The organism is Cylindrospermopsis sp. CR12 (assembly GCF_001432185.1).
Classification (GTDB): domain Bacteria; phylum Cyanobacteriota; class Cyanobacteriia; order Cyanobacteriales; family Nostocaceae; genus Raphidiopsis; species Raphidiopsis raciborskii.
Genome location: NZ_LMVE01000048.1, coordinates 37,679 through 61,730, shown reverse-complemented (window position 1 = coordinate 61,730; position 24,052 = coordinate 37,679). Strand labels below are relative to the sequence as shown.

The window sequence follows — 24,052 nt, the reverse complement described above, 5'->3', positions numbered from 1 at the left end:
TTCACTTAATATTCAAATTTATTCATGAACATCAGATAGGGCTTGTATAACAAACGGTTTGTCAAGTAACTTTTCCATCTGCTCTGGGTAGTGTTGAGGCAAGTTACCACATAGTAAAACCTGATCTCCAACTTTCAGATCCACATTGGTGGGATTACCACTTAACTTACCATCCCGACGGATTGCTTGCACTTTTATTCCATAATCTTTATAAATCAAATCCGCCAAATTATTACCCAAAATGGGAGAATTAACCTGAACTGTTACCCACTGACAAGCACTTGCTCCCCCTGGAACTGCAATACTACCCTGGGCAAAATCTACTAAAGCTGTTAGTTCCTCATCTGCACCCACCACCAATAGGCGATCGCCTGATTCTAGTCGTGTACCATTATGGGGATAATCTATTTCTGTGCCATCAGCACGACGAATAGCCATTAAACTAACTCCAATGAGACGACGCATATCCAATTCCTCTAAGGTCATCCCAATTAAAGGAGAATTAACAGGTAGGTCATACCAACGACGGTTTAAATCCTGGGTGACTTTCTGTAGGTGCTGGGAAACTTGAGCAGCAGACCATTCTGGTCGTAAATCCAAATAATGATCTTGACGTATTTGCTGCATTTTTTGCTCTATTAGCTCTTTCCCTAGTCCCACATCCATTAGTAAGTGGGAGGCCATTTCCAAACTAGCTTCAAATTCTGGTTGCACTACTTCCTTCGCACCCAACTGATAAAGTACCTCAATATTCTTATCCTGAGTAGCACGCACCACTAAATCTAATTCCGGTGATAACTCCAAAGCCCTTTTTAAACATAGACGAATGCTTGTAGGGTCAGGAAGTGCGATCGCCATTGCTTTGGCATAGTTTACTCCAGCGGTTTCTAACACGTGAAAACTAACTGCATTACCATATACATAAGGTATTCCCGATTCCCGTAACTGCTGAATTCGACTTTCTGACTGTTCAATCACTACCACAGGTAACTGGTAGGGTTCTAGCAACCGCACCAAATTTTGACCGATGCGACCATAACCACAAATTACCACATGATCTTTGGTGGGTAGGTCTTCTGTAAAATCCTCTGCTCTTTCATCCACTAGATAGGGTTTTAACCAAGGTATAAACTCTACTAAATTAAATAAAAATGGTATGACTCTCAGCACGAAGGGAGTCAACATTAAAGTAACAGCTGTTGTCCCCACAATCAACAAATACACATGACGGGAAACCAACCCTAACACCTGACCCTCACTAGCAAGTACAAAAGAAAACTCACCGATTTGAGCCAATCCTAATCCGGCAATCAAAGCTGTTTTAAGTGGGTAGCGAAATAATTTAACCAAGGGGGTAATAATTAAAAACTTCCCTAGGAACACCAGAGCAACTAAACCCAGAATCAAATCCAGATTTTGCCATAAAAACACCGGATCAATTAACATCCCGATAGAAGCAAAAAACAAACTGGCAAAAACATCTCGTAGCGGTTCAACAATCGTCAATGTTTCGTCCGCATATTCCACCTCAGAAATCATTAACCCCGCGACAAAAGCTCCCATTTCAATGGAAAGACCCAAATATTCGGTTAGGATGGCAATAGATAAACATAAGGTCACCACACCCAATAGGAACAACTCTCGACTTTCCGTGCGTGCTAAAAGACGCAATATACGTGGCATTATCCAAATACCAACAACTACAGCGCCCGCTGTAAATAAAGCAATGCGCACGATGGCATTGAAGAGTGCTAAACCTATAGATTCTCCTGGTTGATGGAGAGCGGGCAAAATTGCCAGCATTAAACCTAGAGCTAGGTCCTGAATCACCAAAATACCTAGCATCACCTGAGCATGGTTTGTCTCTGTTTCATTGCGCTCCATCAAACATTTGAGAACAACTGCTGTAGATGAGAGAGAAAGAATAGAACCTAAAAATACGCCCTTAGCAGGTAAAGTTTCCCAAGCACCGGTAATACCACAAACAATCACAGTAGTAATAATAGTGAGAATAATTTGTAATCCCCCACCGCCCAACGCTATAGCCCTTACCTTTTTCAGCTGACTAAAGGAAAATTCTACCCCCAAGGCAAACAATAAAAAAGCTACACCAAATTGTGCAAGAGTTTCTACTTGCACTACCTCCCTGATTAAACCCAATCCGGTGGGTCCAACAATCATTCCTCCCACCAGATATCCCAGGAGGACAGGTTGTTTCAGCAAAGCTGCTAACATTCCACCACAAGCAGCGACAGCAAACACTGAAACCAAATCCACAATCAACCGAAAATCTTCTTGCACGGAGGTTCCATCATAAATATAAAGATTATTAATCTTAGTTTACAAAACTTTTCATTTTTTTTACCACATCCTGGAGAGAGTCCGTGACTGTTGTTAAACAATATCCATTTAGCCTCCACCCACAATGGTAACAATTTCCAGGTGGTCACCATCCTGGATTTGGGTTTCTGACCAAAATTGATGGTGTAAAATTTCACCATTGTATTCCACAGCTACCAATCGAGGGTTAAAACCCAGTTTTCGCAGTAATTCTGGTAAACAAGTTGCTGGTGGAACGGTGCGACTTTCTCCATTTACTTGTAAGGTGACATACATGATTTTTCGTAAACCCCAACTTTTTAATAACTTAATCCTCTTTTATGTTAATAGGGAATGGTATGTCTTTTTAAGTGTTTCCTCAATTGAACCCATACTTTTCCACAATTCAATTAGTTGATGGGACTTGGTTTTGCGACTGAGTAAAATTTGTTTTAATGTATCTAAAAACTTAACATCTGAATCATTAATCAAAGCCTCCTCAGCAGCTGTTAGAAGTTTATTAGCCATGTTAAAAATATCCTCATGGTTAAATCCTTCTTTAGCAGAAATTTGATGCAGCTTGGCATCGGGTATAATAGCCCTGTCTAATAAAGTGGTATCTAGTATCAAACCCTTTAATAATGCCAATAGACCTGCATAAATAGCAAAATCATCACAACTATCACAGGCTTTAAACTCTATTCTGCCAATTTCAGCTGGAATCCGAGCTATCTTAGTTAGTGAAGGCGTACTTGTAATCAGCTGTTGTTGGTTCTCTACAAATACTAGGGTAGCAGATCTTTTTCCCGTTCTGATAAAGGTTCTCACCGAAAGTCCATCCCAGAGAGTACCATGATAAAATGGTGAACTATAAGTAAAAGGAACAATAAAAGGACTGTAGTAGGTCAATTTTTGACCGATATCAATTACCTTTTCCATTGGTAAATCTGCCAGAGAAATATTTAAATCTGGTCCATAAGAAACCATATAGATATAGGCAGTTTGTTCATCAGGATACACCTGTAATTGTTGGAGTTCAAAATCATTTAATGGTGGTTGTGGTTCAAATTTACAGGTATAGGGATTAAAGCTGGCTAAAATGGGAACAAACCCCCGATTATTAGCCACTTGGCTCAACAAAGAAAAACTGGTAGTTAATTCATCAATGGCACCTTGAATAGTTGGATGTATGGTAGTTCTAATTTCAATTCCCTTGGGGGAACAATCCAGTAATGCTCCCCCCGCATCAAATCTTTCAAATCCCTCAATATACCATCTTTTCTTTTTAATTCCCGCATCCCCAACTCTTAACTCCAGATAATCATGGGGATAAATGGGCAAAGCATCAACTATTTGTTGAAAGTCTTGAAAATTTGTGCAGTTAAAATCGGCGAACTTTCCCTGGTGGTTGATAAAAGCTACTTCATGTTCAATTCCAAAAAAAAACATATATACTTCTCAAAAAATTTACTGTTAACAATTCACATCATATATCTTAACAGTTCAATTAGCAAGTCTCACCTCCACACCCGATGGTTTTTAAAAACTTACCACCACAAGAAGTAAACCGCAAAATAATCTCCACGAATAATTCCCCATCTATCCAGAAACAGTCATAATAGGAATGACCTACTTAAAAAATTTTTGGGCGTGAGTTTTTATGAGTGCTACTCCCTATACCACAGAACAAATCGCAGGCGGAAAACTTCCTGCGAACAGCAGGTGGCGATCGCAATTAGTTGGGTTACGTTTCCGCGCTTTGTCCTATCTTGCAGATGATTGTCAGGAGGATATTTCCAAATACATCTAGAGATGGCTATAATGGTTTTCCATGGCAAATAATGTCCAAAATGTCCAAGTAATTACTAGTATGCAATTTATAGACCAAGCAATTATTGAGGTAGAAGCAGGTAAAGGTGGTGATGGTATTGTGGCTTTCCGCAGGGAAAAATATGTCCCAGCAGGTGGTCCTTCCGGTGGAAACGGAGGGAAGGGCGGTTCGGTAATTTTTGTGGCAGATCCCAATCTCCAAACTCTATTGGACTTTAGATACAAACACTTATTTAAAGCGGAAAATGGCGATCGTGGTGGTCCCAATAATTGTACGGGTGCTGGTGGCAAAGATTTAATTGTGGAAGTTCCCTGCGGTACTGCTATTTATGATGGAACAACGGATGGTTTATTATGTGATTTAGTGGAACCACAACAACGGTTTCGCGCAGCAGAAGGAGGTAAGGGTGGACTGGGAAATCAGCACTTTCTCAGTAACCGCAACCGCGCTCCAGAATACTCACTCCCCGGTCTGGAAGGAGAAAAAAAGGTTTTGCGCTTGGAGTTAAAACTGTTAGCAGAAGTCGGTATTATCGGTTTACCCAATGCTGGTAAGTCAACTTTAATCTCTTCCCTGTCTGCTGCACGTCCCAAAATCGCTGATTATCCTTTTACTACCCTAATTCCTAATTTGGGTGTGGTGAAAAAACCCACGGGTGATGGTACGGTATTTGCTGATATTCCAGGTCTAATTGAGGGCGCATCCAATGGTGCAGGCCTAGGTCATGACTTCTTACGTCACATCGAACGCACCCGAATCCTCTTACATCTCATAGATAGTACCAGTGAAGATGTTATTGCTGACTATCACACTATTCAAGCAGAACTCAAAGCCTACGACAGAGGCTTGGCTAAACGACCACAGATTTTAGCTCTTAACAAGGTTGATGCTGTGGATCAAGAAGTTGTGGATTTAAATGGACTAGCTACAAGGTTAAACCACCTATCCCTAGCCCCAGTTTTTATTATTTCCGCTGTCACTCGCACAGGGTTAGATGCTATGATGCAAGAAATATGGCAAGTACTAGATCAGATTAATCCTGTTCAAACAAAAATATAAGAACGAAAAAATATGGATGGTAGATCAACATCACCCACCCCGAACAAACCCTAGACACCTCACGGAAGCAAGGCGGTCAAGCTCTGGAGATATCTAGGAGCAACAACTTGCTATTGTTTATATACTATTGGTAGTGTTAAGAGTGCCGAGATTTTTATAGTTTGTCCTCTGACTATCCTTTGGAGTGTCCTTTCCTTGGTCTATTCTCCCTATTATTCTCCTCTTTTGGTTTAGCTTTGTTCACTCTTAGTTGACGACCCATCCATTCTGCACCGTCCAATTCTGATATGGCAGCATCTTCTTGTGCATCTTCGTTCATTTCAACAAAAGCGAACCCGCGCATCTTTCCTGTTTCGCGGTCAGTAGGTAAAACAACTCTTTTTACCTCGCCATAATCTGCAAACACGGCTTTTAAGTCTGCTTCAGTTGCGCGGTAAGAGAGATTTCCAATGTAGATAGTCATTGTGAGTCACGTAATTTTCAACAAAGGGGGATGGTTAGTAAAAAAATGCAACTTGGCAATTTTTTAGCGTTGGTTTGTGGACAACTAGGAAGCCGATTAGACGCTCTCAGATTTGCCACACCACTCAACACAGCCATCCATTAATATATTGACATAAGCACTGACCTAGAAGATCAGGGATTCTTGACGATTGTCCACAACTTGCTACCTAAGTAGTATTGTTGCTTTCACGTCCGTTTAAAGTCTGCCAATTCCTCATGCCGACCACCTATGTATTTTACACTGGTTTACTCAAAATGGCAAGTAGTTTGGCAAAAATAGCCCAAAAATATGGTTTAAGCACCTGCATGAAGGTGAGCTATAATGCTTACTCATCATGGGTTCTAGACTTTGATTAATCAATAGAAATTTGTTGAGGTTTATTTTTGGCTCCATTTTGGTCATCAGTGGCACTTTTACAAGACTGACATGAGGAAGTTTGCTTATCCAGCCAGGTTTTTACCGGATCCTCAGTCAGATTGATTCGTAATAGTCCAGAGACAAACCCGCTGAGAAAGGAAACGGGATGCTCTTTTAGCTCTTGAAACAGAGGCGATAATTCACTGATAAACATTACACTCTCCACCCATAATGTAATAATGTAAAAACCTATTATAGATTATAGCTGTAGTCACTCGCAAGGGGGGAATGGGCTTATGTTAACTAATTGGCGCAATTTTCTCAAAAATGCTGGGGAGTGGAGGGGCTCATTCACTCGCATCTCTGGTCAAGGGGAGATTTTGGATTCTACTCTGAGTATTTTAAACTTAGAGGCTACTAATAACAACGAAACTGTATTGTTTAGACTACGACGTTTCCAAGGTCATGATTATGATAGTCCTGTTATTCAAGACTATCAACAGGAATATACATCCCTGGCTAAAGAGAATATTTTTTTTGAAACAGGTGCTTTTTCTAAGGGAACCGTGCAACTGGCCCCCTTTGCTGAATTTGGTGCGGAATATGGTTTTGTCCATGAGAACCGCAGGTCTCGTTTGGTGCAATTATATAATAAGGACGGTGAACTAAGCGGTTTAACGCTAATTAGGGAGTTTCGTAGTTTTACGGATGCACAGGAGAGACCCCAACTAACAGTAGAACAGCTAATCGGTAAGTGGCAAGGAATATCGCATACGGTTTACTCAGATCTAAGACCATCCAATAAAGAAACAACTTACTTGGAAATTAAAAAACTAGATAATGGGCATTTAGAAAAACAGCAATTGTTTGCTGGGGAAGAAATGATTTCTCTCGGTAAAATAGTAGACAACAGGTTGATATTTGAACCATCATCCAGACAACAATCTAATCAAAAGTTAAACAATGAGGAAATACTTTTGCCAGATGGTGTGTCTAGCAACGTTCCCCCAAAACTGGAGCGGAGAAAAGAGTTTTTCATCGAAGCAGGTTGGTTAGTCAAAGATACAGAAAGACAAAGACTGATTCGTAGTTATAATGCTCAGGGAGAATGGATTAGCTCCAGCCATATAGTGGAAATCAAAATGGCATGATGGCTGCATCCACCTCCGTTTTTAAAAACCTACGACTTTTCTATAAGCTGTTCGGGAAACATACATTTGTCAGAATCACAAGCAGTTGGCCCTGATTCTATTAATTCACCTAAATCATAACGACTTAGAGCTTGACAAAAATCTTCCGTTTTCCGTCGCAACTTTACCTGAGCGGATAACATTTGATATGTTTTCTGATCTATCGGTTCAAAGGGTAGACGAGGAAAGGTTTGAATATCATCAAATCTCCCTAGTATGGCTGCTGAAATATACCCTTCATCCTTCTGAATGGCTTCATATATGCGAGTTCCTAAGCATTCAACTTCGTCATATCTCAATTCTAAGGTTGCTGAGGTATTATGGGTAGTATAACACCTCTGTACCTCCATGACAAAATCTAACTGAGCCAAAGCAGAAAATTTGGATACATCTATTTTGTCTGCTCCTGGTAAATCCGCCCAAGAAACCGCTACGGGGATTTCTACTAACCACTCACTACAACGGGGGTCAAAGGGATTATCCAGTAAATTACCTTGTTCGTCTTTATCAGATTGGGAAGGTATGACACTGTACCCATAATCCAAACAAGCTAGAGCTACTGGGTCGTTTTTACGGAAAGTAATCCGACGAATAAATCGTTGCGCTTTGGGAGGGTGCCAACCAGGAGAAGCACCTGTTAATAAGGATTTTGTGCCGCTAGGTTGAACAGTGGTACACCGATTGGGCCTTTTAATCCCATGTTTGTCGCAATATTCCCAAACGGTTTGATGTACTATTTCTCGCCATTTATTGAGATATTTTTGCTCACCCCGTTTAAATATTAGTCCTTCCTGGGTTTCTGGTCTTCCCTGTTCCCACCAATGTAACCACTCCACACCAAAAGCATGAACAAAGAAGTCAAACAACCCCGTGAAGGAAACACCAACAATGGGATCCAATTCTCGACTATGTTGATAGCGGATCTCCTGAAATTTGTGATTTAATAAGGCAGCTACGGATATAGCAGCTGCTTTAAAGGCTTCCTCCTGTTCCTTATAGTTATCAGGATCAATTTGGTTTAAATGTACTTCGGCTAAGTTACAATGGAAGTCAGCACCAATAATTTCACCACAGGGGTTTAAACCATATCTACCCAAACGATGTTCCAGCTCTGAATCTTCCATCTCTGGATAATTTTCTTTTATCCATGTTCTGGCCTGGCCTGTTGCATAAGCATTCAGAAACTGTTTTTTTAGTTCAATGGTTTTGAGTAAATCAATATTTGCTCTAGCTACTGTTTCACCAGCCCATTGAATTGCTCCTTCACCACTATAATACTGTTTCTGAACAGCTGCAAGGCATTCTTCTAAAGTAGGTTTGTGATGAAACACTCGAGTATGATTGGCCATGCGCAAAGCATCTCTTTCTGGGTCTATGCTCCAGTTTCCTTGAGCATCTTGTTTCCACAGATTATCTTTGGCTGTTGCTCCATTTTCATCCTCTGCGATGAATTGTCTCATACCCGCCGATCTCCGAATATTACCAGCAACAATTGATACGGCAGCTTCGTCTATTAATAGACAGCATTCGACGGAATTTAACTTTCTACCTACAGCTTGGTTGAGAATAGAAGCACAACGAGTATATAATCCGGATAATTTGACTGGGTTAGCAACACCACCAAATCCCTTGAGGGTTTCTCCGGAGCGACGCACATCATCAAGATTTACACACACTTGAATATCATCGGTAAAGCGTATATCCGTAGAGAGTTCCAGAAGGGTTTGGTAGGAATTTACCCAACCTTCTCGACTATCTCCTACATAAATAGTCACCCGATTACCTTCTATAACTGTTTCTGTAAACTCCCGACGGTCTTTTTCTGGAGTGTTGCCAATTTTCCCCTGAATGGTCACCTGTAACCGATTACGAATGGGGGGTAATTGATTAATATACTGGGGTTCAATCACTGCTCCTGTACCACAACCCATCATGGCCAGATCCATCATTAAACCAAATGCTTGCCAATCTATGAGGTTTGTAGAAGTGCAGTTATAAGCTCCAGAGAAATTTTTCGACTTTTTTAACCATTCCGTATGACCCTAAGCCACATTGTCTCCAATATGACTCGGCTTCAGAACCGTGCGTGATACTTTCGCATCACACGGCTCCTCAATGATTTGGCTCTTTTAAGAGTACCAATTTGGGGTTGATGTCTTGATATAGGTGTCACACTGCTTGACAGCGTTGAGAAATCCATGATGGTAGGTAAGGTACACCGGTTGACTTTCTTCAAACGCACGAAATACCCAATTAGCTTGGTCTTTGGAGCCAAAATATTTCTCGACCCACTGTTTGGTGGATTTGTGATTATGTCTGGCCTTCACCCAGGCAATTAATTTTAAGGTCATTAGGTGGTCTAGCTTTTGGAATGTTTTAGCACTATTAACAGGGAAATAATAGTTACTCCATCTGGTAATGATGGGATTTAGTCGTTTAATTAAGTCTAATTGGGATTGACAAGACTTAAATTTATCTATTTCTTGAGCTAGTTCCCCATAATGGGTTTTAATTGCTTCTTGACTGGGCTGGATGAAAGTTTGATACCTTTGTGGTTGGGAATGGGTTTTGATTTCATATTGGCGGATATTAAAGTCCAGAAAATTGAACCCAGGGGATTTTGTACCCTTGAGAGTTTGCTCCAAGTTGATTTGTATACCTAGATCACTCAGAAACTTCTCAATCAGTATTTTAGCCTTGATAATTACATCGAATTCAGAATCTAGCAGTGCAAATTCGCTGCCATGTCTAATCAAGGTTATTTCCTCTTTTTTACCTGGAATAGTTTTGCCATATTCTCGGACAATTTTTTCCATGCCATGGAGAGCAATATTGACTAAAAGCGGGGAAAGTAAACTACCGGGATGGATTATCTCTTGATTTAATAACCATGAGTTAAGATTGTATATACCCGATTTCATTCCTACCCTTATTTGCCTACGGAGTTTTGGGAAAGTATTTATCTTACTTAATAGCTTTTCGTAGTCAATTTGCTCGAAGTGTTGGGCAAGATTGACACTGATAACATACTTGCTACCATACCTCATTGCCTCTTTAATAGCCATTATAGGATCCATATAAGTTTTACCCGGTCGGAATCCATAACTATGAGACTCAAATTTAGCCTCCCACTCAGGTTCTAGAGCCAGTTTAATCAATAATTGTTGTGCTTGGTATTCTGTTCTTACTTGCCGAATAGCAAGCATTTTGGCAGACCAGGAATTGAGCAGAGTCTTTTGCAGTTTACGCACTACCTTAACATCTCCCCGACTAGAGGCTTGATAAATTCTCTGTTGCAACTTGTACACAGCCCTTTCTAGCTTACGCCAGTTTATCTGTGCCCATACCACCATCGGTGTTTTCCGTGTTTTAGTCATTTTCATTGCTATATGAAACTCTATCTTCCAAATCATCGGGAATCTGTCAGCTTATTCATACCCATTACAGGTAGACCTTTGCTTCTGATTCCATCTCTTTTTATTAGAGCTTGCGGATTGGTTCCTACTTCCCTATCGACCCCGGAAAGAGCTGCTAATAAAATTACTTCGTTCCGTATAACCATTGATTTGAGTGTTTAGGATGGCACTACTCAGCCGGAGACAGGAAAGCGTGACCTTAATGGTGGTACTTTTGGGTTCCTTAATGTCTCTTTGTCTTTTGACAGCAGCGTATCAACCATTTTTTTCGCTACTTGCTAGGTGACGACTGTTTAGATGTACCTTCACTTTCGTTATCCATGCACTCCTGCTCGCTGGGATTCACCTCATGGTTTGGTGTTACCAGCTTTTTTCCCCGCTTTACCCTTTGATTACCAGTCCCTAGGTAGGGGAAATGCTTTCACTCCCACGCTTGGAGGATAGGACTCTGTGTCTATCACATCACCTATAAGGTTATACAGTTATTTGGGTTCGGTTAACCGTACTTTTTTATTCGGTTGTTGAACCCACCGAATCATCCCCCGGTTGAATTAAACCAGTTTCGATTCAACGAATCACACACCACCAACCCACAACCATCTTCCACTCGGTAAGGCTTTCATCTGTAGTTGCATTTTTTCTAACAGTGCAGTTTCTTCCAAGTTGAGTTTTCCTAACTCTACTAGTCCTTTTAAAGTGCGATCGCATACATCGCTCCAGGATTCTCTTAATCCTGTTTGGGTGCGACGGCTATAGGTCCTGAAAAACACAGGATTGGCTGCGGGAGCAGTTTCGGGAAAGGACGCAATCTGGCGTGGACGTTTCAGTTCTTGAACCATAATTAGTTGGATAAGGTTTACTGACTAACAGATTAAGACTATAACCTCAAGTAGTTTTAGGATCAAAGATTGCTAAATTTGCCACTTTATGCTCTGTTGTTTTTGTATTGGAAGTTACAAATCTATCCACGGAAGATGATCGATAGTGCTATAGTACAATTAATCCCAAAAGAATACCTAGGATTTTATTAAGATCACTGATATAGTAGTTATTTAGGTCAATCAATAACTTGCTTTCTACTAACTGCAAAAATTTCCAAATGTCCCCTGTGGTTAAGGCTCCATAAATAGTTTTAATTTCAGGTGATCCATTATGTTGCTGTTGATTGAACAGCTGAGCTGCTAACATGGTAGCTGCACACTGACCCAAGCCAGCTTTAATGTTTTCATTTTTTGCTTCGACAATAATTGCCACAGGAGCATTAATAATTAATTGCTCCCGAGAGAGACTGATAATAAAATCACAATAGCCAGTTAAACCTTGTTCAGGATCCACATTAAAATCACTGCCAGAAAACAGACTAATTTGATAATTGGCCCTGCGTCGTACTTCCAACAAAATAGGGGTGATGATGAATTCTGATCGCGCTTTTTCCGTATTGATTGCTAGGGCCATTTCCATAGTTTCCCCCAGAGTGCTGATTAATTTATCACTAGGTTCCACGGAGTTGACATGGGCAAATAAATCCGGATCTTCATTAATTTCGATGTGAAATTTATTTCTAAATTGAGTTAAACTAAAATCACTGTACGCCATTTTCTTCACCTTTGGTGCGGTATATAATTACAATTAAAAACACCAACTAAAAATCCCCCAATATTTTTTCACCATAATGATTATGGAAACTACTGTTCAAAATGCTATTCAAAATAATAATCACCATAACATTGAATTTCAAGATGCTTATGATGTAATTGTAGTAGGCGCAGGTCATGCTGGTTGTGAAGCAGCTTTAGCTGCTGCTCGTCTTGGTTGTCCTACCCTATTGTTAACCCTGAATCTGGATAAAATCGCTTGGCAACCATGTAATCCAGCGGTGGGAGGTCCAGCCAAATCCCAACTTACCCATGAGGTAGATGCTCTAGGTGGGGAAATCGGTAAAATGGCAGACCGTACCTACCTGCAAAAACGAGTCCTGAACTCCTCTCGAGGTCCAGCAGTTTGGGCCCTACGAGCTCAAACTGATAAACGTGAATATGCAGCTGTGATGAAGGGAATTGTGGAAAACCAGGAAAACTTGACCATTCGGGAAGCTATGGTAACCGACTTGGTTTTGGGCAAAAACGATGAAATAATTGGGGTTGAAACCTATTTTGGTGTGGCTTTTGCATGTAAAGCTGTGATTTTAACTACAGGAACCTTTTTAGGAGGGAGAATTTGGGTAGGAAATAAATCCATGGAAGCTGGTCGAGCAGGAGAATTTGCAGCAGTGGGTTTAACTACCACCCTCCATCGCTTGGGTTTTGAAACTGGAAGATTGAAAACTGGAACTCCCGCTCGGGTGGATAAGCGATCTGTAGATTACAGCAAAATGGAAATCCAACCGGGAGATGAGGAAGTCCGTTGGTTTAGTTTTGACCCGGAAGTATGGGTAGAAAAAGAGCAAATTCCCTGTTACATGACCCGCACTACTCCGGAAACCCATCGTCTGATTCAAGAAAATCTCCGTCTATCTCCCGTATATGGGGGTTGGGTGGATGCTAAAGGTCCTCGTTACTGTCCCAGCATTGAGGATAAGATAGTTCGGTTTGCAGACAAGGAAAGTCATCAGATATTTATTGAACCAGAAGGGAGAGATATACCAGAACTCTATATTCAGGGTTTTTCCACGGGATTACCAGAAACTTTGCAAATTCTCATGTTGAGAAGTCTTCCCGGTTTGGAAAAATGTGTGATGCTACGTCCAGCCTATGCAGTAGAGTATGACTACTTACCTGCAACTCAATGCTACCCATCTTTAATGACTAAAAAAATAGAAGGTCTTTTTTGTGCCGGACAAATTAATGGCACAACGGGTTATGAAGAGGCAGCTGCTCAAGGATTGGTGGCGGGCATTAATGCGGTTCAGTTTGCCCAAGGTCGAGAAATGGTGATTTTTCCCCGGGAACAAAGTTATATTGGCACTTTAATTGATGATTTGTGCACGAAGGATTTACGAGAACCCTATCGTATGCTCACCAGTCGCTCAGAATATCGGTTGTTACTAAGATCTGATAATGCGGATCAACGTATGACCCCCCTAGGAAGAGCAATAGGTTTAATTGATGACAGAAGATGGAATTTGTTTACTAGAAAACAAGAACAAATTATTGGGGAAAAGGAAAGACTCCATTCCACCAGAATTAAGGAGCATGAGGATATTGGTAGGTTGATTACTCAACATACTCAACAGGTTATTAAGGGTTCCATCACCCTCGCAGATCTGTTGCGTCGTCCAGAAATCCATTATTCTGATTTGGAAAGATACGGACTTGGCAATCCCCATCTCCATGGAGCGGAAAAGGAAGGTGCGGAAATAGATATTAAGTATTCTGGGTATTTAGCCAGACAGCAAAACCAAATCGACCAAATCGCTCGTCAAGCAAATCGCCATCTACCCCCCAATTTGGATTATAATTCTATTACCACTCTTTCTAAGGAAGCTAGGGAAAAACTCACCACGGTTAAACCTCTCACGGTTGGACAAGCATCCCGCATTGGAGGAGTTAACCCTGCTGATATTAATGCCCTACTTGTCTATCTGGAAACTAGACAAAATTTGACCACATCCCCTTGGTAATAATGGAGTTAATGTTCTATTATATAGCCAGCCCACATAAAACTAGCGGTTAATACGGTAGCTAGACCGACCAAAATACCCCTTAATAGTTTGACCTGGGAGCGGAGTTGTGTTACTTCATGGTTAACTTCATAAATTTGGTCTTGAGTCATGGGAGGTAGGGAATTAATATCTTTAATTACTTCCACCCTAGGACTTGGTAAGGGTGTAGGTTGGGGGGGTTTAAACTCTATTTGGGTATGTAACCAGTCAGCAATGAGTTGGGGGCAATTTTTTTTGAACCATTGCCAAGCAATCATCCGGAATGCGGGTTTGGATGTTTTCGAGATCCATTTTAAGAGCTTATTTATAGTACCGTAGCGAAACTTTTGGTTAATTAGATTATTAGCACCGATATCATAAAGACAATTCAAGATTAGTTTAATAGTGGACTCTTCCCTTTGAAACATACTAGATAATAGTATTAACACATCCTGCATTAGTTTTTCTTCTAATTGAGCTTCGGTGGGTAATTTCCCGAATTGGTTGGGTGCGGGCAATTGTTGAGACATAAATTTGACACACTCTCAGTAGAAGCAGTGTAAGTTAAAGTGAGTATTTACAAGGTGGGAACACACTTGAAAATACGGATAATTAACGTCCTTGCCAAAAGATAGCACCTTGAGCGGTATTAATTAACCAGTATTCAACCGATTGTTAAAAAAACTTAATATCCGGATGAAAATTACCAGAACTGGAAAGCACTATATGAACTGGTAGATAGATTTTTAATTTTTGTGGCGTTGCAGCAGTGTTGAATCTGATATGGCAAGTGTTGTACCGTAGCGATGATAGTGTATACATTTTTGGAAGTGAGTCCTGCGATGGTTAAACTCCGTCAATCTTCCTTTAGACGAATTTTAGTAACCAGAATATTACTGGTCTTTGTTCCGGTTTTATTAATTGGGGAAATAGCCGCACTGAATAAAGCACGTTCAAGCTTGCTAAATAATGTTCGGCAAAATTTAATTGATAGTGCGATTAATAAAGGAGAGAAAATTACAGATGCGATCGCCACCCTAGAAACCAATTTACTGACAGCTACTCAGACTCAAGCGATAAAATCGGGGTCAGTTATAGAAGTGGAAAAATTAATCAAGCAAATAGAGAGATTATTGCCCAATCAAATTGATTGTATTCAACTCAATCATCTTGATAATAGGGATGATAGGAATCCGGTGATTGCTAGTAGCTGTGGCGATCAACCTTTGATAGAAAATAGTATGTCATGGATTAATAGTCAATTTTCTGGTGGAATTAGTCATCAGGTTCACATTACACCAGTTTTACCATTGAAATCGGGAATTACTGGTAAACGTCCTGCAGAAAACCAACTGGAATTAGTTTTGTCAGCACCAGTGTATAATCAGCGGGGAAATTTGGCTTATGTTTTAATTATTAAAACTACACTACACCGACAAATGGAAAATCAACGAGGTTCTCTCATTGGTGCTTTAGTAGTGATTAGTGAAGACGGGACTATTCTGGCCCATCCATCTTTAGAAACCATAGGAACTAATATTAATAAATATACAGATTTGCAGCAGCTAAAAGGAGTTATTAAAGATGCTCTTGAGGGTAATAATAACTCCATAAATTTTCATTTTAGCGACGGAGAGGACTCGGTAGCTGGGTATACAGCTATTCCCAATCCTATTACTAAACAAAGACAGGAAAAATGGGTGATATTAGCTGTTGCTAGTGTTAGAGATGCTCTTTTAGGATTAGATCAGATTAAACTGATACTTATTGCTTTAACAGTTGGTTTGGTAGGTGCTAGTTTATTGGTTTCCTTGTATTTGGCACCTTTGTTAGCAGATCCTGTAGAGGAGTTAAGGGACTATGCTTTAAATATTCACAGTCATCATGCAGTACAACCAATTCCGCGCAATTTTAGAATTAAGGAGTTTAATCAATTAGCTCAAGCACTGGATCAAATGGTGGAACGACTGAAAGCATGGACAGAAGAGTTAGAAATGGCTTGGAAGGAGGCTAAATCAGCTAACACCGTCAAAAGTCAGTTTTTAGCCAACACATCCCATGAATTGAGAAATCCCCTCAATATTATTATTAACTGTGTGCGTTTAGTGAGAGATGGTTTATGTGACGATAAGGAGGAGGAATTAGAGTTTTTAAAAAAAGCTGATGATACAGCAATTCATCTTTTAGGGATTATTAATGATTTGTTAGATATTTCTAAAATAGAAGCTGGTAAACTTTCGGTGGTGATGATTCCGTTGGAATTACGCCAATTATTACTAGAAGTAATTAATTTACAATCAGTCAACGTGCAAAAGAAGGGACTGCAATTAAAATGTGAAATATCAGAGCAAGTTATCCCTATTAAGGGTGATAGAATCAAACTCAAACAGGTGCTGATCAATGTTATTGGTAATGCCACTAAATTCACTGAAGAAGGAAGTATTACAATTAGCACTAAAGTTATCAAACAACATAGTAAATTATATGTGGTTATTTCCGTGGTGGATACTGGTATAGGTATAGATCCACAGCAGCAGCAAAAATTATTTCGTCCCTTTGTGATGGTAGATGGTACGACCACGCGCAAATTTGAGGGAACGGGTTTAGGATTAGCTATTTCCCGCAATTTGATTGAATTAATGGGGGGGAAAATTACTTTGGAAAGTTTGGGTTTAAATCGGGGAACAACGGTTAAGATTATTCTACCACTTATAGATATTTCTCTGCTTATTAGTAGTTAGGTTGACCCAATAATTTAAGTGTTATTTGACTCCCCGGTCTAAAGACACGGGGGTTCAGGAGAAGTCAACCATATTTGCACATTTTAGACCCAAATTTTTGATAACTAAATACCCGCACCATCCAAAAATTCTTGTATGGCTTTATCGCGAATATGACAGAGTTTCTGTTCCCTAGGTGATTCTTGATCTGCTATTAGTTTACCCACTAAAACTGGGCTCTTCAGATAACTAGGGAAAGATGGAATTGGGTCTTTGAGATTTTTGATTTCTTCCTCTAGCATTTCGATACGATTAACTAAAGCTCGAATTGCTTCTGCTTCAGAATCAGGTAGATTATTATGTTCCAAGGGAGCAATACGCACCCCTGAACGATAGATAATTCTCCCTGGTATACCAACAACAGTACAATTGGATGGTACATCCCTGAGTACTACCGAACCTGCACCAATACGAACATTACTACCTATTTGGAGATTACCTAACACCTTAGCACCCGCACCAACAACCACGTTTTCTCCCAGGGTGGGGTGACGTTTACCGCTTTGTTTACCCGTACCACCTAGGGTTACACCCTGATATATAAGAGCATAATCACCCACAATGGCAGTTTCTCCAATCACCACTCCCATACCATGGTCAATAAATACTCCTTTACCAATTACCGCACCTGGATGTATTTCCACACCCGTGAAAAATCTAGCTATCTGGGAAATGAGACGGGGAATTAGGGGAATACCCATGGTATGTAGGGTATGTGCTATTCTATGGAAGATGAGAGCTTGTAAACCCGGATAGCAAAATAAAACTTCCAACCAGTTGCGAGCAGCTGGATCCCGTTCAAAGATAATACGAAAATCGTCACGCAGTGTAGATAGCATCGAGATATTATCCAAAAAAGCTACTTTCTTATTTTAAATCATAGGGCACTAGATTTCCAACTCTGGTGAAAAATATTGGTCAAAGTCTTTAATCTTTAAGCTGGAAAAACACTCCACCTTTCCACATCCCTGGGTTCTGACCATAATTGTTAATTGTGAGCGATCGCAAGTTTTTAAAAAGTGGTTGAGCGAACAATTCCCCCAATGGAACTAGGGGTTGTTGACTTTCGAGAAATCTTTGACTTTTTTGCCAGTCCATATACACATAACCCTGGTTGGTTTGTGATCTATGACCAGCAGCTGTCTTAAATTGGCGGTTTTGGGTAAGGGGATTTTCTTGATGGGTGAGGATTTTTTCCATTGTTAAAATATCGGAAGCAAAAATTTCATAGTTATCAACTGTTGTATGAAGACCTATGATTTGTGCATCTACAACTTTATTAAGGAATTTTAGTTTTGTCCATGCAAAAATTGTTTGGTCATTTAATGGGAACGAACTAACATTAAATCCCTGTTTTACAGCTACAGTATTTAAGTGAGCAATCCCCTGGATTAGACTGGGGGAATTTTCCACAATAAAGGTCCAATGAGTATTATCCTCCAAACTAGGAAAAATCCCCAGAGCATATTCGCCATCTATCCAACTGAAAATATCATTGGCCAAGGTGATTCCTAATTGTTCTTGAATTTCCCACAAATGTGGTAATAACCTACGAGTACCTGTAGTTGGGGATCCGTAAATAGTAGTTGTTGCTTGTTGCCAAAGTTTATTTATACTACTCTCCTCCTGGAGATTAGCGCCAATAATTGCTAAACCAACAGATTCCGGAAGATAATTCACAGCATTATTTAACCTTGCCCTAGATGCTTGGTTAGGAACCGGGGATGGGTTAAAAAATCCAGTTTCTACCAACAAACCATCAGGATTTAACACTAAGGAAAGAAGCTGACTATCATAGTTGGCAGAACTTGATGTTTCTGGAAACTCTAAATTTTGCCATCTTGCCAAATATGGTAAATTAAAATATCCCAGAGCTAGGGCATTTTTAGGCAGTTCTTGAATAGCTTTTTGATATTTGGGAGAACTGACTAAATTCAAATTCGGAGCTTGAACATTATTAATTGACTCTTTTAAAACCTTGATATCATTGGCAAACAAAACATATTTACCTACAACCGCACCAGCTAAAGAACTGTTGATTTCAAACCCCGAAAATTGACTGGATATTAACTTGTTTTCACTGGGCAGATCATAAACCAACTTTGTACCATTATATTTTGCAACTTCTAGTGTTTTTCCTAATAAAGCTCTTTGAGAAAATAATAATTTAATAAACTCCCGGCTTTCAGTTGGATCCTCCGTTTCCAATATCATTAAATATCCCGGTTGCATGCCATTATCTGGGTTACGGTCTAGATCCCCAGTGGTAACAACCAAGCTAATTTCCTTACCTAACCAGGATTGAATATCATTAGTTATATTTTTTGCCAATAATTTGGCGATCGCCTGAGTAAATTCCCGGTCTAAAGATTGTAACTCCTGGGGATTAACCAGTAGAGATATCATTGCAGGTGATGTTCGAGAAACAAACATACTAGCCCCCGGTTGAGAAATGGGGGTAATAGTCTTACTTGTATGGGGGAGCCAGTATAAGCCAGTAGTAGCAATTAACAGCAAAGTAATAATACCAGCCAAGATCCAACCAAAAGATAAGCGTTGATAATTCGCGTTCAAATTATTCACTTTTAACCTACTTTCCCGCTTTTTTGTCGCCACCATATAGTATAATTTGAGTTGGCAGTTTAACAATTATGTTACGATGACTAATCAATCTTTTAAAGAAATTCGAGTTCAAGAACTACAACAACGTTTAATCCAGGATGGTTCAAATTTACAGTTACTAGACGTGCGAGAACCACAAGAGATTGCCATAGCACAAATTTCTGGTTTTGTCAATCTCCCCCTGAGTGAATATAATCAATGGCAAGGAGAAATTTCCACCCGTTTTGATACTTCTAAGGAAACCCTGGTATTATGCCACCATGGTTCAAGATCTGCTCAAATGTGCCAATGGCTTTTATCTCAGGGATTTAGAGACGTTAGTAATATTGTAGGTGGGATAGATGCCTATTCTCTCTTGGTCGATAACTCCATACCTCGATATTAAACACTGTGTTTACAGATAGGAAGTGCTTCATCATCTTGCTACCCATTAAAAGGTAGCTTTTTGTATCAGCAAGCACAAACTTTTGTAGAAAATTTATGGGAAGATTGTAGAATGGTTGGATATGGGTGATCCAGTATAAGTAATACAAATATAGACAGGTACTGCAACTTGTTAGACTTTAGGTTTGTTAAAGTAATAGATTTTTAATTTCCCTTTATTTTTCCCTTGTCCGTGTCGCGAGACAAACTTTTGCACCCCTTAAAATACGCCTTCACCAAAATATACTTTATGCAAGTCCAGCTGACCAATCGACAACAACATATACTATGGGCAACGGTAAGACATTACATTGCCACGGCGGAGCCAGTTGGTTCAAAAGCTTTAATTGAAGAGTTTGACCTTGGTATTAGTTCTGCCACTATTCGTAGTGTGATGGGCGTTTTAGAGAAATCGGGTTTATTGTACCAACCCCATACTTCTGCGGGTAGGATTCCCTCGGATTCAGGTTATCGTATATATGTGAATCAGCTGATGAAACCGTCAGCAGCTTTAGTCAAGGAAGTGGAATCCACCTTACAGCAGCGACTACCTTGGGATGATTGGAGTTTAGAAGCCTTATTACAGGGTGCGGCACAGATTTTAGCGACTTTAAGTGGCTGTATTACCCTAATTACCATGCCACAAGCTAACACTACCCAAATCAGACACTTACAACTTTTACAAGTGGAAACGGGAAAAGTCATGGTGATTGTGGTCACTGATGGATATGAAACCCATTCCAAAGTGGTGGACTTGTTCCCAGAATCGGGTGTAAATCAACTGGAAGCAGAAACGATTGACAGAGAACTACAAATACTTTCTAACTTTTTAAATACCAGCTTGCGTAACTATACCTTATCAGATCTAGCCAATATGAATTGGAGTGAATTAGATCGGGAATTTCAAAGTTATGGAGAACTGTTGAAAAAGTCCTTGACAGAATTACTCAAGCGTGCATCCAATCCACCAAATAGCCAAATTATGGTGCGGGGTGTGGGAGAGGTATTAAGACAACCGGAATTTTCCCAGGTGCAGCAAGTACAAACAATAATGCATCTCCTAGAAGAAGAACAAGAACAACTATGGAAATTAATATGTGACGAACCGGAGATAGAAGAAACTGGTCAACCCAAGGTAACAGTGCGCATTGGCACAGAAAATCCCTTAGAACCTATGAGAACCTGCTCCCTAATTTTTTCTAGTTATCGTAGGGGTACAGTACCTGTTGGAAGGGTAGGAGTTTTGGGACCAACTAGGTTAGACTATGAAAATGCCATTGCAGTGGTAGCAGCAGCAGCAGCATATCTTTCGGAAGCATTTAACTACTATTGATTTGCTATTGATGTTATGGTTTTAATTGGTGTGTAGAGGCGTGACAAAATGTTCAGAAGAATCATGTTATTGGCAATATGGCTAGGGTTTGTCAGCTACGCCTTTTTCCTTGCTCCCCCTGATAACTTTCCCTTAACTGTAGAGCTAATCAAAAACCTGTGTATAGGAAATTGGCAAGGTATTAATCCTGTGATTATCGCCCTATTTTATTTAATGGGAATTTGGCCTTTGGTGTATAGTGCAGTCTTGTTTTTTGATGGAAGGGGACAAAAAATAGTGGCTTGGCCATTTGCGTTTGCATCCTTTGGCGTTGGTGCTTTTGCCATTTTGCCCTATTTAGCTTTAAGAGCAGAAAACCCAGAATTTACGGGGGATAAAAACTGGTTTTTAAAAAATTTCGACTCTCGATGGACAGGAATTTTATTAACTTTAGCAGCACTGGTTTTGGTAGGATATGGGTGGAGAGGGGATGGGTTTGATTTTGTTCATCAATGGCAAACCAATAGATTTATTCATGTAATGACCCTGGATTTTTTGCTACTGAGTCTATTATTTCCCATACTATTGGGAGATGACATGACGCGACGGGGTTGGCACAATCATCGATTATGGTGGTTATTTGCCTTGATTCCCCTTTTTGGTCCTTTGGTTTATTTGTGTGTTAGACCACCCATAAAAGAATCAACCTCCCAATAATACCGGAGGTCAACAGTTGATAAAATAGATAAAATATATGCAGATCAACGAAAAAACAGATATTAAGAAATCACAACCTAGTCAAGATGAAAGCTTCTCAGCTAAAGAGTTTTTCAATAGACAGTGGGAAGTTTATCAAAAGGTATTAAACAATAATTACATGGGACATCAGGAAATATATGATGTGCTACACAAATTATTAGCTGAATGGTCAAAACCCTTTACTATGCTAGATTTAGGGTGTGGGGATGCCAGTTTCACTAGTGGAGCTTTATTAAACACCCAAATTACTGAATATACAGGTGTAGACGTATCCACAGCTGCGTTGGTGGATGCTGAACAAAACATTGCCCTAATTGGATGCGAGAGAAAACTTGTGTCAGCAGACTGTTGGCAATTCACCAATGATTTAGTCCAAGATGGAACCCACAAATTTGATGTTGTTCTCATATCCTTCGCTCTTCACCATTTGCAACCGGAGGAAAAAGAACGGATAATTAATAATATCAGAACCCTGTTAAATCCCCATGGAGTTTTCATCCTTATTGACATCATCCGTCGAGAAAAGGAAGATCGGGAAAGTTATATACAACGTTATTTAGGGAATGTGAAAAGGGACTGGTCTTTAATTGACCCCCAAGAGTATACAATGGTAGAAAATCATATTTCATCCAGTGATTTTCCTGAAACTCAGTCTTGGTTTCAAACCATCTCTCAAAAACTGGGTTTTAGCAACTTCACACCGGTTTATTGTGACAATTTAGATACTACAGAGCTATTGTGTTTTTATCGCTAGAGACTAGGAACTATGCCATACAGTCAGTTCACATTTAGTAAAGTCAAAGAACAGTTTGACCTTACAGTTACTGAAGGCGTCCGGTTTTTTCCCCCAGATATTGACCCAATTGTACCTAGTCAAAAATTGCTAGCAATTTTAGAAGATATCCCATGGGCGATCGCAGTTGATACGGAAAAAGCTCGTTCTGAGGTAATTATTAACCCGGTGTTGTTAGAGCTGAGGCGTATATTTGATCGCCAGATCAGCATTTTTTCTGGGGAGGAATTTAGCGTTGATCCTGGAATAGGACTAACTGGATTTTGTGATTTTCTCATTAGTAAATCAGCGGAGCAGTTAGCTATCGAAGCACCTGCTATGGTAATTATAGAAGCAAAGAAGGCGGATTTAAAGGTTGGAATTGGGCAATGTATAGCGGAAATGGTAGCTGCACAGAGATTTAATCAAGCATGTAACCGACAAGTTTCCACAGTATATGGTTGTATTAGCAGCGGTACACAATGGCGATTTTTACAACTGGAAGGTTCCGTTGTTACTATTGATTTAACAGACTATCCTTTACCTCCAGTGGAGGTGATTTTAGGTTTTTTGGTTTGGATGATCAAAAACTGTTAATAATAAACAGCATACCTGTGTTTTTAAAAATAACTTTGATTCAAAAGCTGTTCTAAACAGTAAGGACAATCTTGAGGGAAACTAACCTCAAATCTAGTTTTCTGTCGCACATATCTGAAAGCACCTTGGTATATCTTTTCTAGTTCAGTATAAAGATAATTGTGCAAGTTAGTTGTTAATAATCTCTCAAGTTGGTTCCGGAAACCGACAATTTCTGTTTGCCAATGATTTCTATTAATTTCAGACTCCTCGTGCCAATATTGCAATAATAAAAGATGCCTAATAATCTGCTCCAAAAGACTAGCTACAGCATTTTTATCTCTTTTACTCAATGCTTCTAGCTCCTCAACCAAATGCTGTAAATCCAAGTCATAAAACCGTTTTTCTTTGAGCAAAACAATTGTTTTTTCCAACCATAAATTCTCATCTATATCATAAAGCAAGTGTAAATTTTCAGAACTGCTATACAT

General features: G+C 39.8%; 23 protein-coding genes and 2 pseudogenes. 11 read left to right on the top strand and 14 right to left on the bottom strand.

The genetic code is table 11. From position 1 onward, the window contains the following. Positions 1 to 18 precede the first annotated feature (18 nt). The 3 genes from ASL19_RS06715 to ASL19_RS06705 form a co-directional block, all read right to left on the bottom strand. Positions 19 to 2,301 carry a cation:proton antiporter gene (locus ASL19_RS06715; protein ID WP_057177737.1) on the bottom strand — a complete coding sequence of 761 codons (2,283 nt, stop codon included), beginning with the start codon at positions 2,299 to 2,301 and terminating at the stop codon, positions 19 to 21. 108 nt (positions 2,302 to 2,409) lie between these two features. Continuing rightward, entirely contained in the window at positions 2,410 to 2,616 is a 207-nt protein-coding gene (gene thiS, locus ASL19_RS06710) for a sulfur carrier protein ThiS (protein ID WP_006275670.1), read from the bottom strand. Positions 2,617 to 2,658: 42 nt separating this feature from the next. Next, entirely contained in the window at positions 2,659 to 3,768 is a 1,110-nt protein-coding gene (locus tag ASL19_RS06705; protein ID WP_057177736.1) for a hypothetical protein, read from the bottom strand. Between the two features lie 283 nt (positions 3,769 to 4,051). Here ASL19_RS06705 and ASL19_RS17460 point away from each other — a divergent pair. Then, a pseudogene (locus tag ASL19_RS17460) lies at positions 4,052 to 4,129 on the top strand (Mo-dependent nitrogenase C-terminal domain-containing protein); the annotation flags it as partial. Positions 4,130 to 4,189: 60 nt separating this feature from the next. Then, positions 4,190 to 5,209, top strand: coding sequence for a GTPase ObgE (gene obgE, locus ASL19_RS06700; protein ID WP_040007883.1), 1,020 nt, complete (start codon positions 4,190 to 4,192; stop codon positions 5,207 to 5,209). A 172-nt stretch (positions 5,210 to 5,381) separates the two neighbouring features. Here the strand turns inward: obgE and ASL19_RS06695 are convergent, their stop codons facing one another. After that, positions 5,382 to 5,672: an RNA-binding protein gene (locus tag ASL19_RS06695; RefSeq protein ID WP_006275673.1), complete on the bottom strand. Its 291-nt coding sequence runs from the start codon at positions 5,670 to 5,672 to the stop codon at positions 5,382 to 5,384. A gap of 257 nt (positions 5,673 to 5,929) precedes the next feature. Here ASL19_RS06695 and ASL19_RS17825 point away from each other — a divergent pair, with 257 nt between their 5' ends. After that, the gene (locus tag ASL19_RS17825) at positions 5,930 to 6,070 is read left to right on the top strand and encodes a hypothetical protein (RefSeq protein ID WP_161808582.1); all 141 of its coding nucleotides are present in this window, start codon (positions 5,930 to 5,932) and stop codon (positions 6,068 to 6,070) included. Here the strand turns inward: ASL19_RS17825 and ASL19_RS06690 are convergent. Further along, complete coding sequence (locus ASL19_RS06690; protein WP_006275674.1) at positions 6,067 to 6,285, bottom strand: hypothetical protein; 219 nt, start codon at positions 6,283 to 6,285, stop codon at positions 6,067 to 6,069. The two genes, ASL19_RS17825 and ASL19_RS06690, sit on opposite strands and share 4 nt — an antisense overlap. 82 nt (positions 6,286 to 6,367) lie before the next feature. Here ASL19_RS06690 and ASL19_RS06685 point away from each other — a divergent pair, with 82 nt between their 5' ends. After that, a complete protein-coding gene (locus ASL19_RS06685) occupies positions 6,368 to 7,222 on the top strand; it encodes a DUF3598 family protein (protein ID WP_057177735.1) in 855 nt (284 codons plus the stop codon). A gap of 29 nt (positions 7,223 to 7,251) precedes the next feature. Here ASL19_RS06685 and nrdJ read toward each other — a convergent pair. The 5 genes and pseudogenes from nrdJ to ASL19_RS06665 all read right to left on the bottom strand — a co-directional run. Beyond that, positions 7,252 to 9,303: pseudogene (gene nrdJ / locus ASL19_RS06680) on the bottom strand (ribonucleoside-triphosphate reductase, adenosylcobalamin-dependent); the annotation flags it as partial. A gap of 87 nt (positions 9,304 to 9,390) precedes the next feature. Then, positions 9,391 to 10,638: a reverse transcriptase N-terminal domain-containing protein gene (locus ASL19_RS06675; protein ID WP_235528945.1), complete on the bottom strand. Its 1,248-nt coding sequence runs from the start codon at positions 10,636 to 10,638 to the stop codon at positions 9,391 to 9,393. 32 nt (positions 10,639 to 10,670) lie between these two features. Continuing rightward, positions 10,671 to 10,823, bottom strand: coding sequence for a hypothetical protein (locus ASL19_RS17820; protein ID WP_161489553.1), 153 nt, complete (start codon positions 10,821 to 10,823; stop codon positions 10,671 to 10,673). A 429-nt stretch (positions 10,824 to 11,252) separates the two neighbouring features. Beyond that, on the bottom strand, positions 11,253 to 11,516 hold the full coding sequence (locus ASL19_RS06670) for a hypothetical protein (RefSeq protein WP_006275679.1): 264 nt from the start codon (positions 11,514 to 11,516) through the stop codon (positions 11,253 to 11,255). Between the two features lie 148 nt (positions 11,517 to 11,664). Beyond that, entirely contained in the window at positions 11,665 to 12,273 is a 609-nt protein-coding gene (locus ASL19_RS06665; RefSeq protein WP_057177733.1) for a hypothetical protein, read from the bottom strand. 82 nt (positions 12,274 to 12,355) lie between these two features. On the opposite strand from ASL19_RS06665, the gene mnmG reads away from it, so the two are divergent. Then, positions 12,356 to 14,296, top strand: coding sequence for a tRNA uridine-5-carboxymethylaminomethyl(34) synthesis enzyme MnmG (gene mnmG / locus ASL19_RS06660; protein ID WP_057177823.1), 1,941 nt, complete (start codon positions 12,356 to 12,358; stop codon positions 14,294 to 14,296). Positions 14,297 to 14,304: 8 nt separating this feature from the next. On the opposite strand, the gene ASL19_RS06655 is transcribed toward mnmG, so the two are convergent. Next, a complete protein-coding gene (locus ASL19_RS06655) occupies positions 14,305 to 14,847 on the bottom strand; it encodes a hypothetical protein (RefSeq protein WP_006275681.1) in 543 nt (180 codons plus the stop codon). A 312-nt stretch (positions 14,848 to 15,159) separates the two neighbouring features. Here ASL19_RS06655 and ASL19_RS06650 point away from each other — a divergent pair, with 312 nt between their 5' ends. Further along, positions 15,160 to 17,058 carry an ATP-binding protein gene (locus ASL19_RS06650; RefSeq protein WP_057177732.1) on the top strand — a complete coding sequence of 633 codons (1,899 nt, stop codon included), beginning with the start codon at positions 15,160 to 15,162 and terminating at the stop codon, positions 17,056 to 17,058. Positions 17,059 to 17,162: 104 nt separating this feature from the next. Here ASL19_RS06650 and cysE read toward each other — a convergent pair whose 3' ends face one another. Continuing rightward, positions 17,163 to 17,936, bottom strand: a complete 774-nt coding sequence (cysE, locus tag ASL19_RS06645) for a serine O-acetyltransferase (protein ID WP_006275683.1) — start codon at positions 17,934 to 17,936, stop codon at positions 17,163 to 17,165. Positions 17,937 to 18,024: 88 nt separating this feature from the next. Continuing rightward, positions 18,025 to 19,680 (bottom strand): DUF3352 domain-containing protein, encoded by a 1,656-nt coding sequence (locus ASL19_RS06640; RefSeq protein WP_057177822.1) that lies wholly within the window; start codon positions 19,678 to 19,680, stop codon positions 18,025 to 18,027. 76 nt (positions 19,681 to 19,756) lie between these two features. Here ASL19_RS06640 and ASL19_RS06635 point away from each other — a divergent pair, with 76 nt between their 5' ends. The 5 genes from ASL19_RS06635 (at position 19,757) to ASL19_RS06615 (ending at position 23,582) form a co-directional block, all read left to right on the top strand. Continuing rightward, positions 19,757 to 20,104 (top strand): rhodanese-like domain-containing protein, encoded by a 348-nt coding sequence (locus ASL19_RS06635; protein WP_057177731.1) that lies wholly within the window; start codon positions 19,757 to 19,759, stop codon positions 20,102 to 20,104. A gap of 288 nt (positions 20,105 to 20,392) precedes the next feature. Then, positions 20,393 to 21,475, top strand: coding sequence for a heat-inducible transcriptional repressor HrcA (hrcA, locus tag ASL19_RS06630; protein ID WP_006275686.1), 1,083 nt, complete (start codon positions 20,393 to 20,395; stop codon positions 21,473 to 21,475). A 48-nt stretch (positions 21,476 to 21,523) separates the two neighbouring features. Then, complete coding sequence (locus ASL19_RS06625; RefSeq protein WP_057177730.1) at positions 21,524 to 22,171, top strand: hypothetical protein; 648 nt, start codon at positions 21,524 to 21,526, stop codon at positions 22,169 to 22,171. Positions 22,172 to 22,208: 37 nt separating this feature from the next. Further along, positions 22,209 to 22,967: a class I SAM-dependent methyltransferase gene (locus tag ASL19_RS06620; protein WP_057177729.1), complete on the top strand. Its 759-nt coding sequence runs from the start codon at positions 22,209 to 22,211 to the stop codon at positions 22,965 to 22,967. Between the two features lie 12 nt (positions 22,968 to 22,979). Beyond that, positions 22,980 to 23,582, top strand: a complete 603-nt coding sequence (locus tag ASL19_RS06615) for a hypothetical protein (RefSeq protein ID WP_057177728.1) — start codon at positions 22,980 to 22,982, stop codon at positions 23,580 to 23,582. A gap of 23 nt (positions 23,583 to 23,605) precedes the next feature. Here the strand turns inward: ASL19_RS06615 and ASL19_RS06610 are convergent, their stop codons facing one another. Beyond that, positions 23,606 to 24,052 (bottom strand): DUF29 domain-containing protein, encoded by a 447-nt coding sequence (locus ASL19_RS06610; RefSeq protein WP_057177727.1) that lies wholly within the window; start codon positions 24,050 to 24,052, stop codon positions 23,606 to 23,608.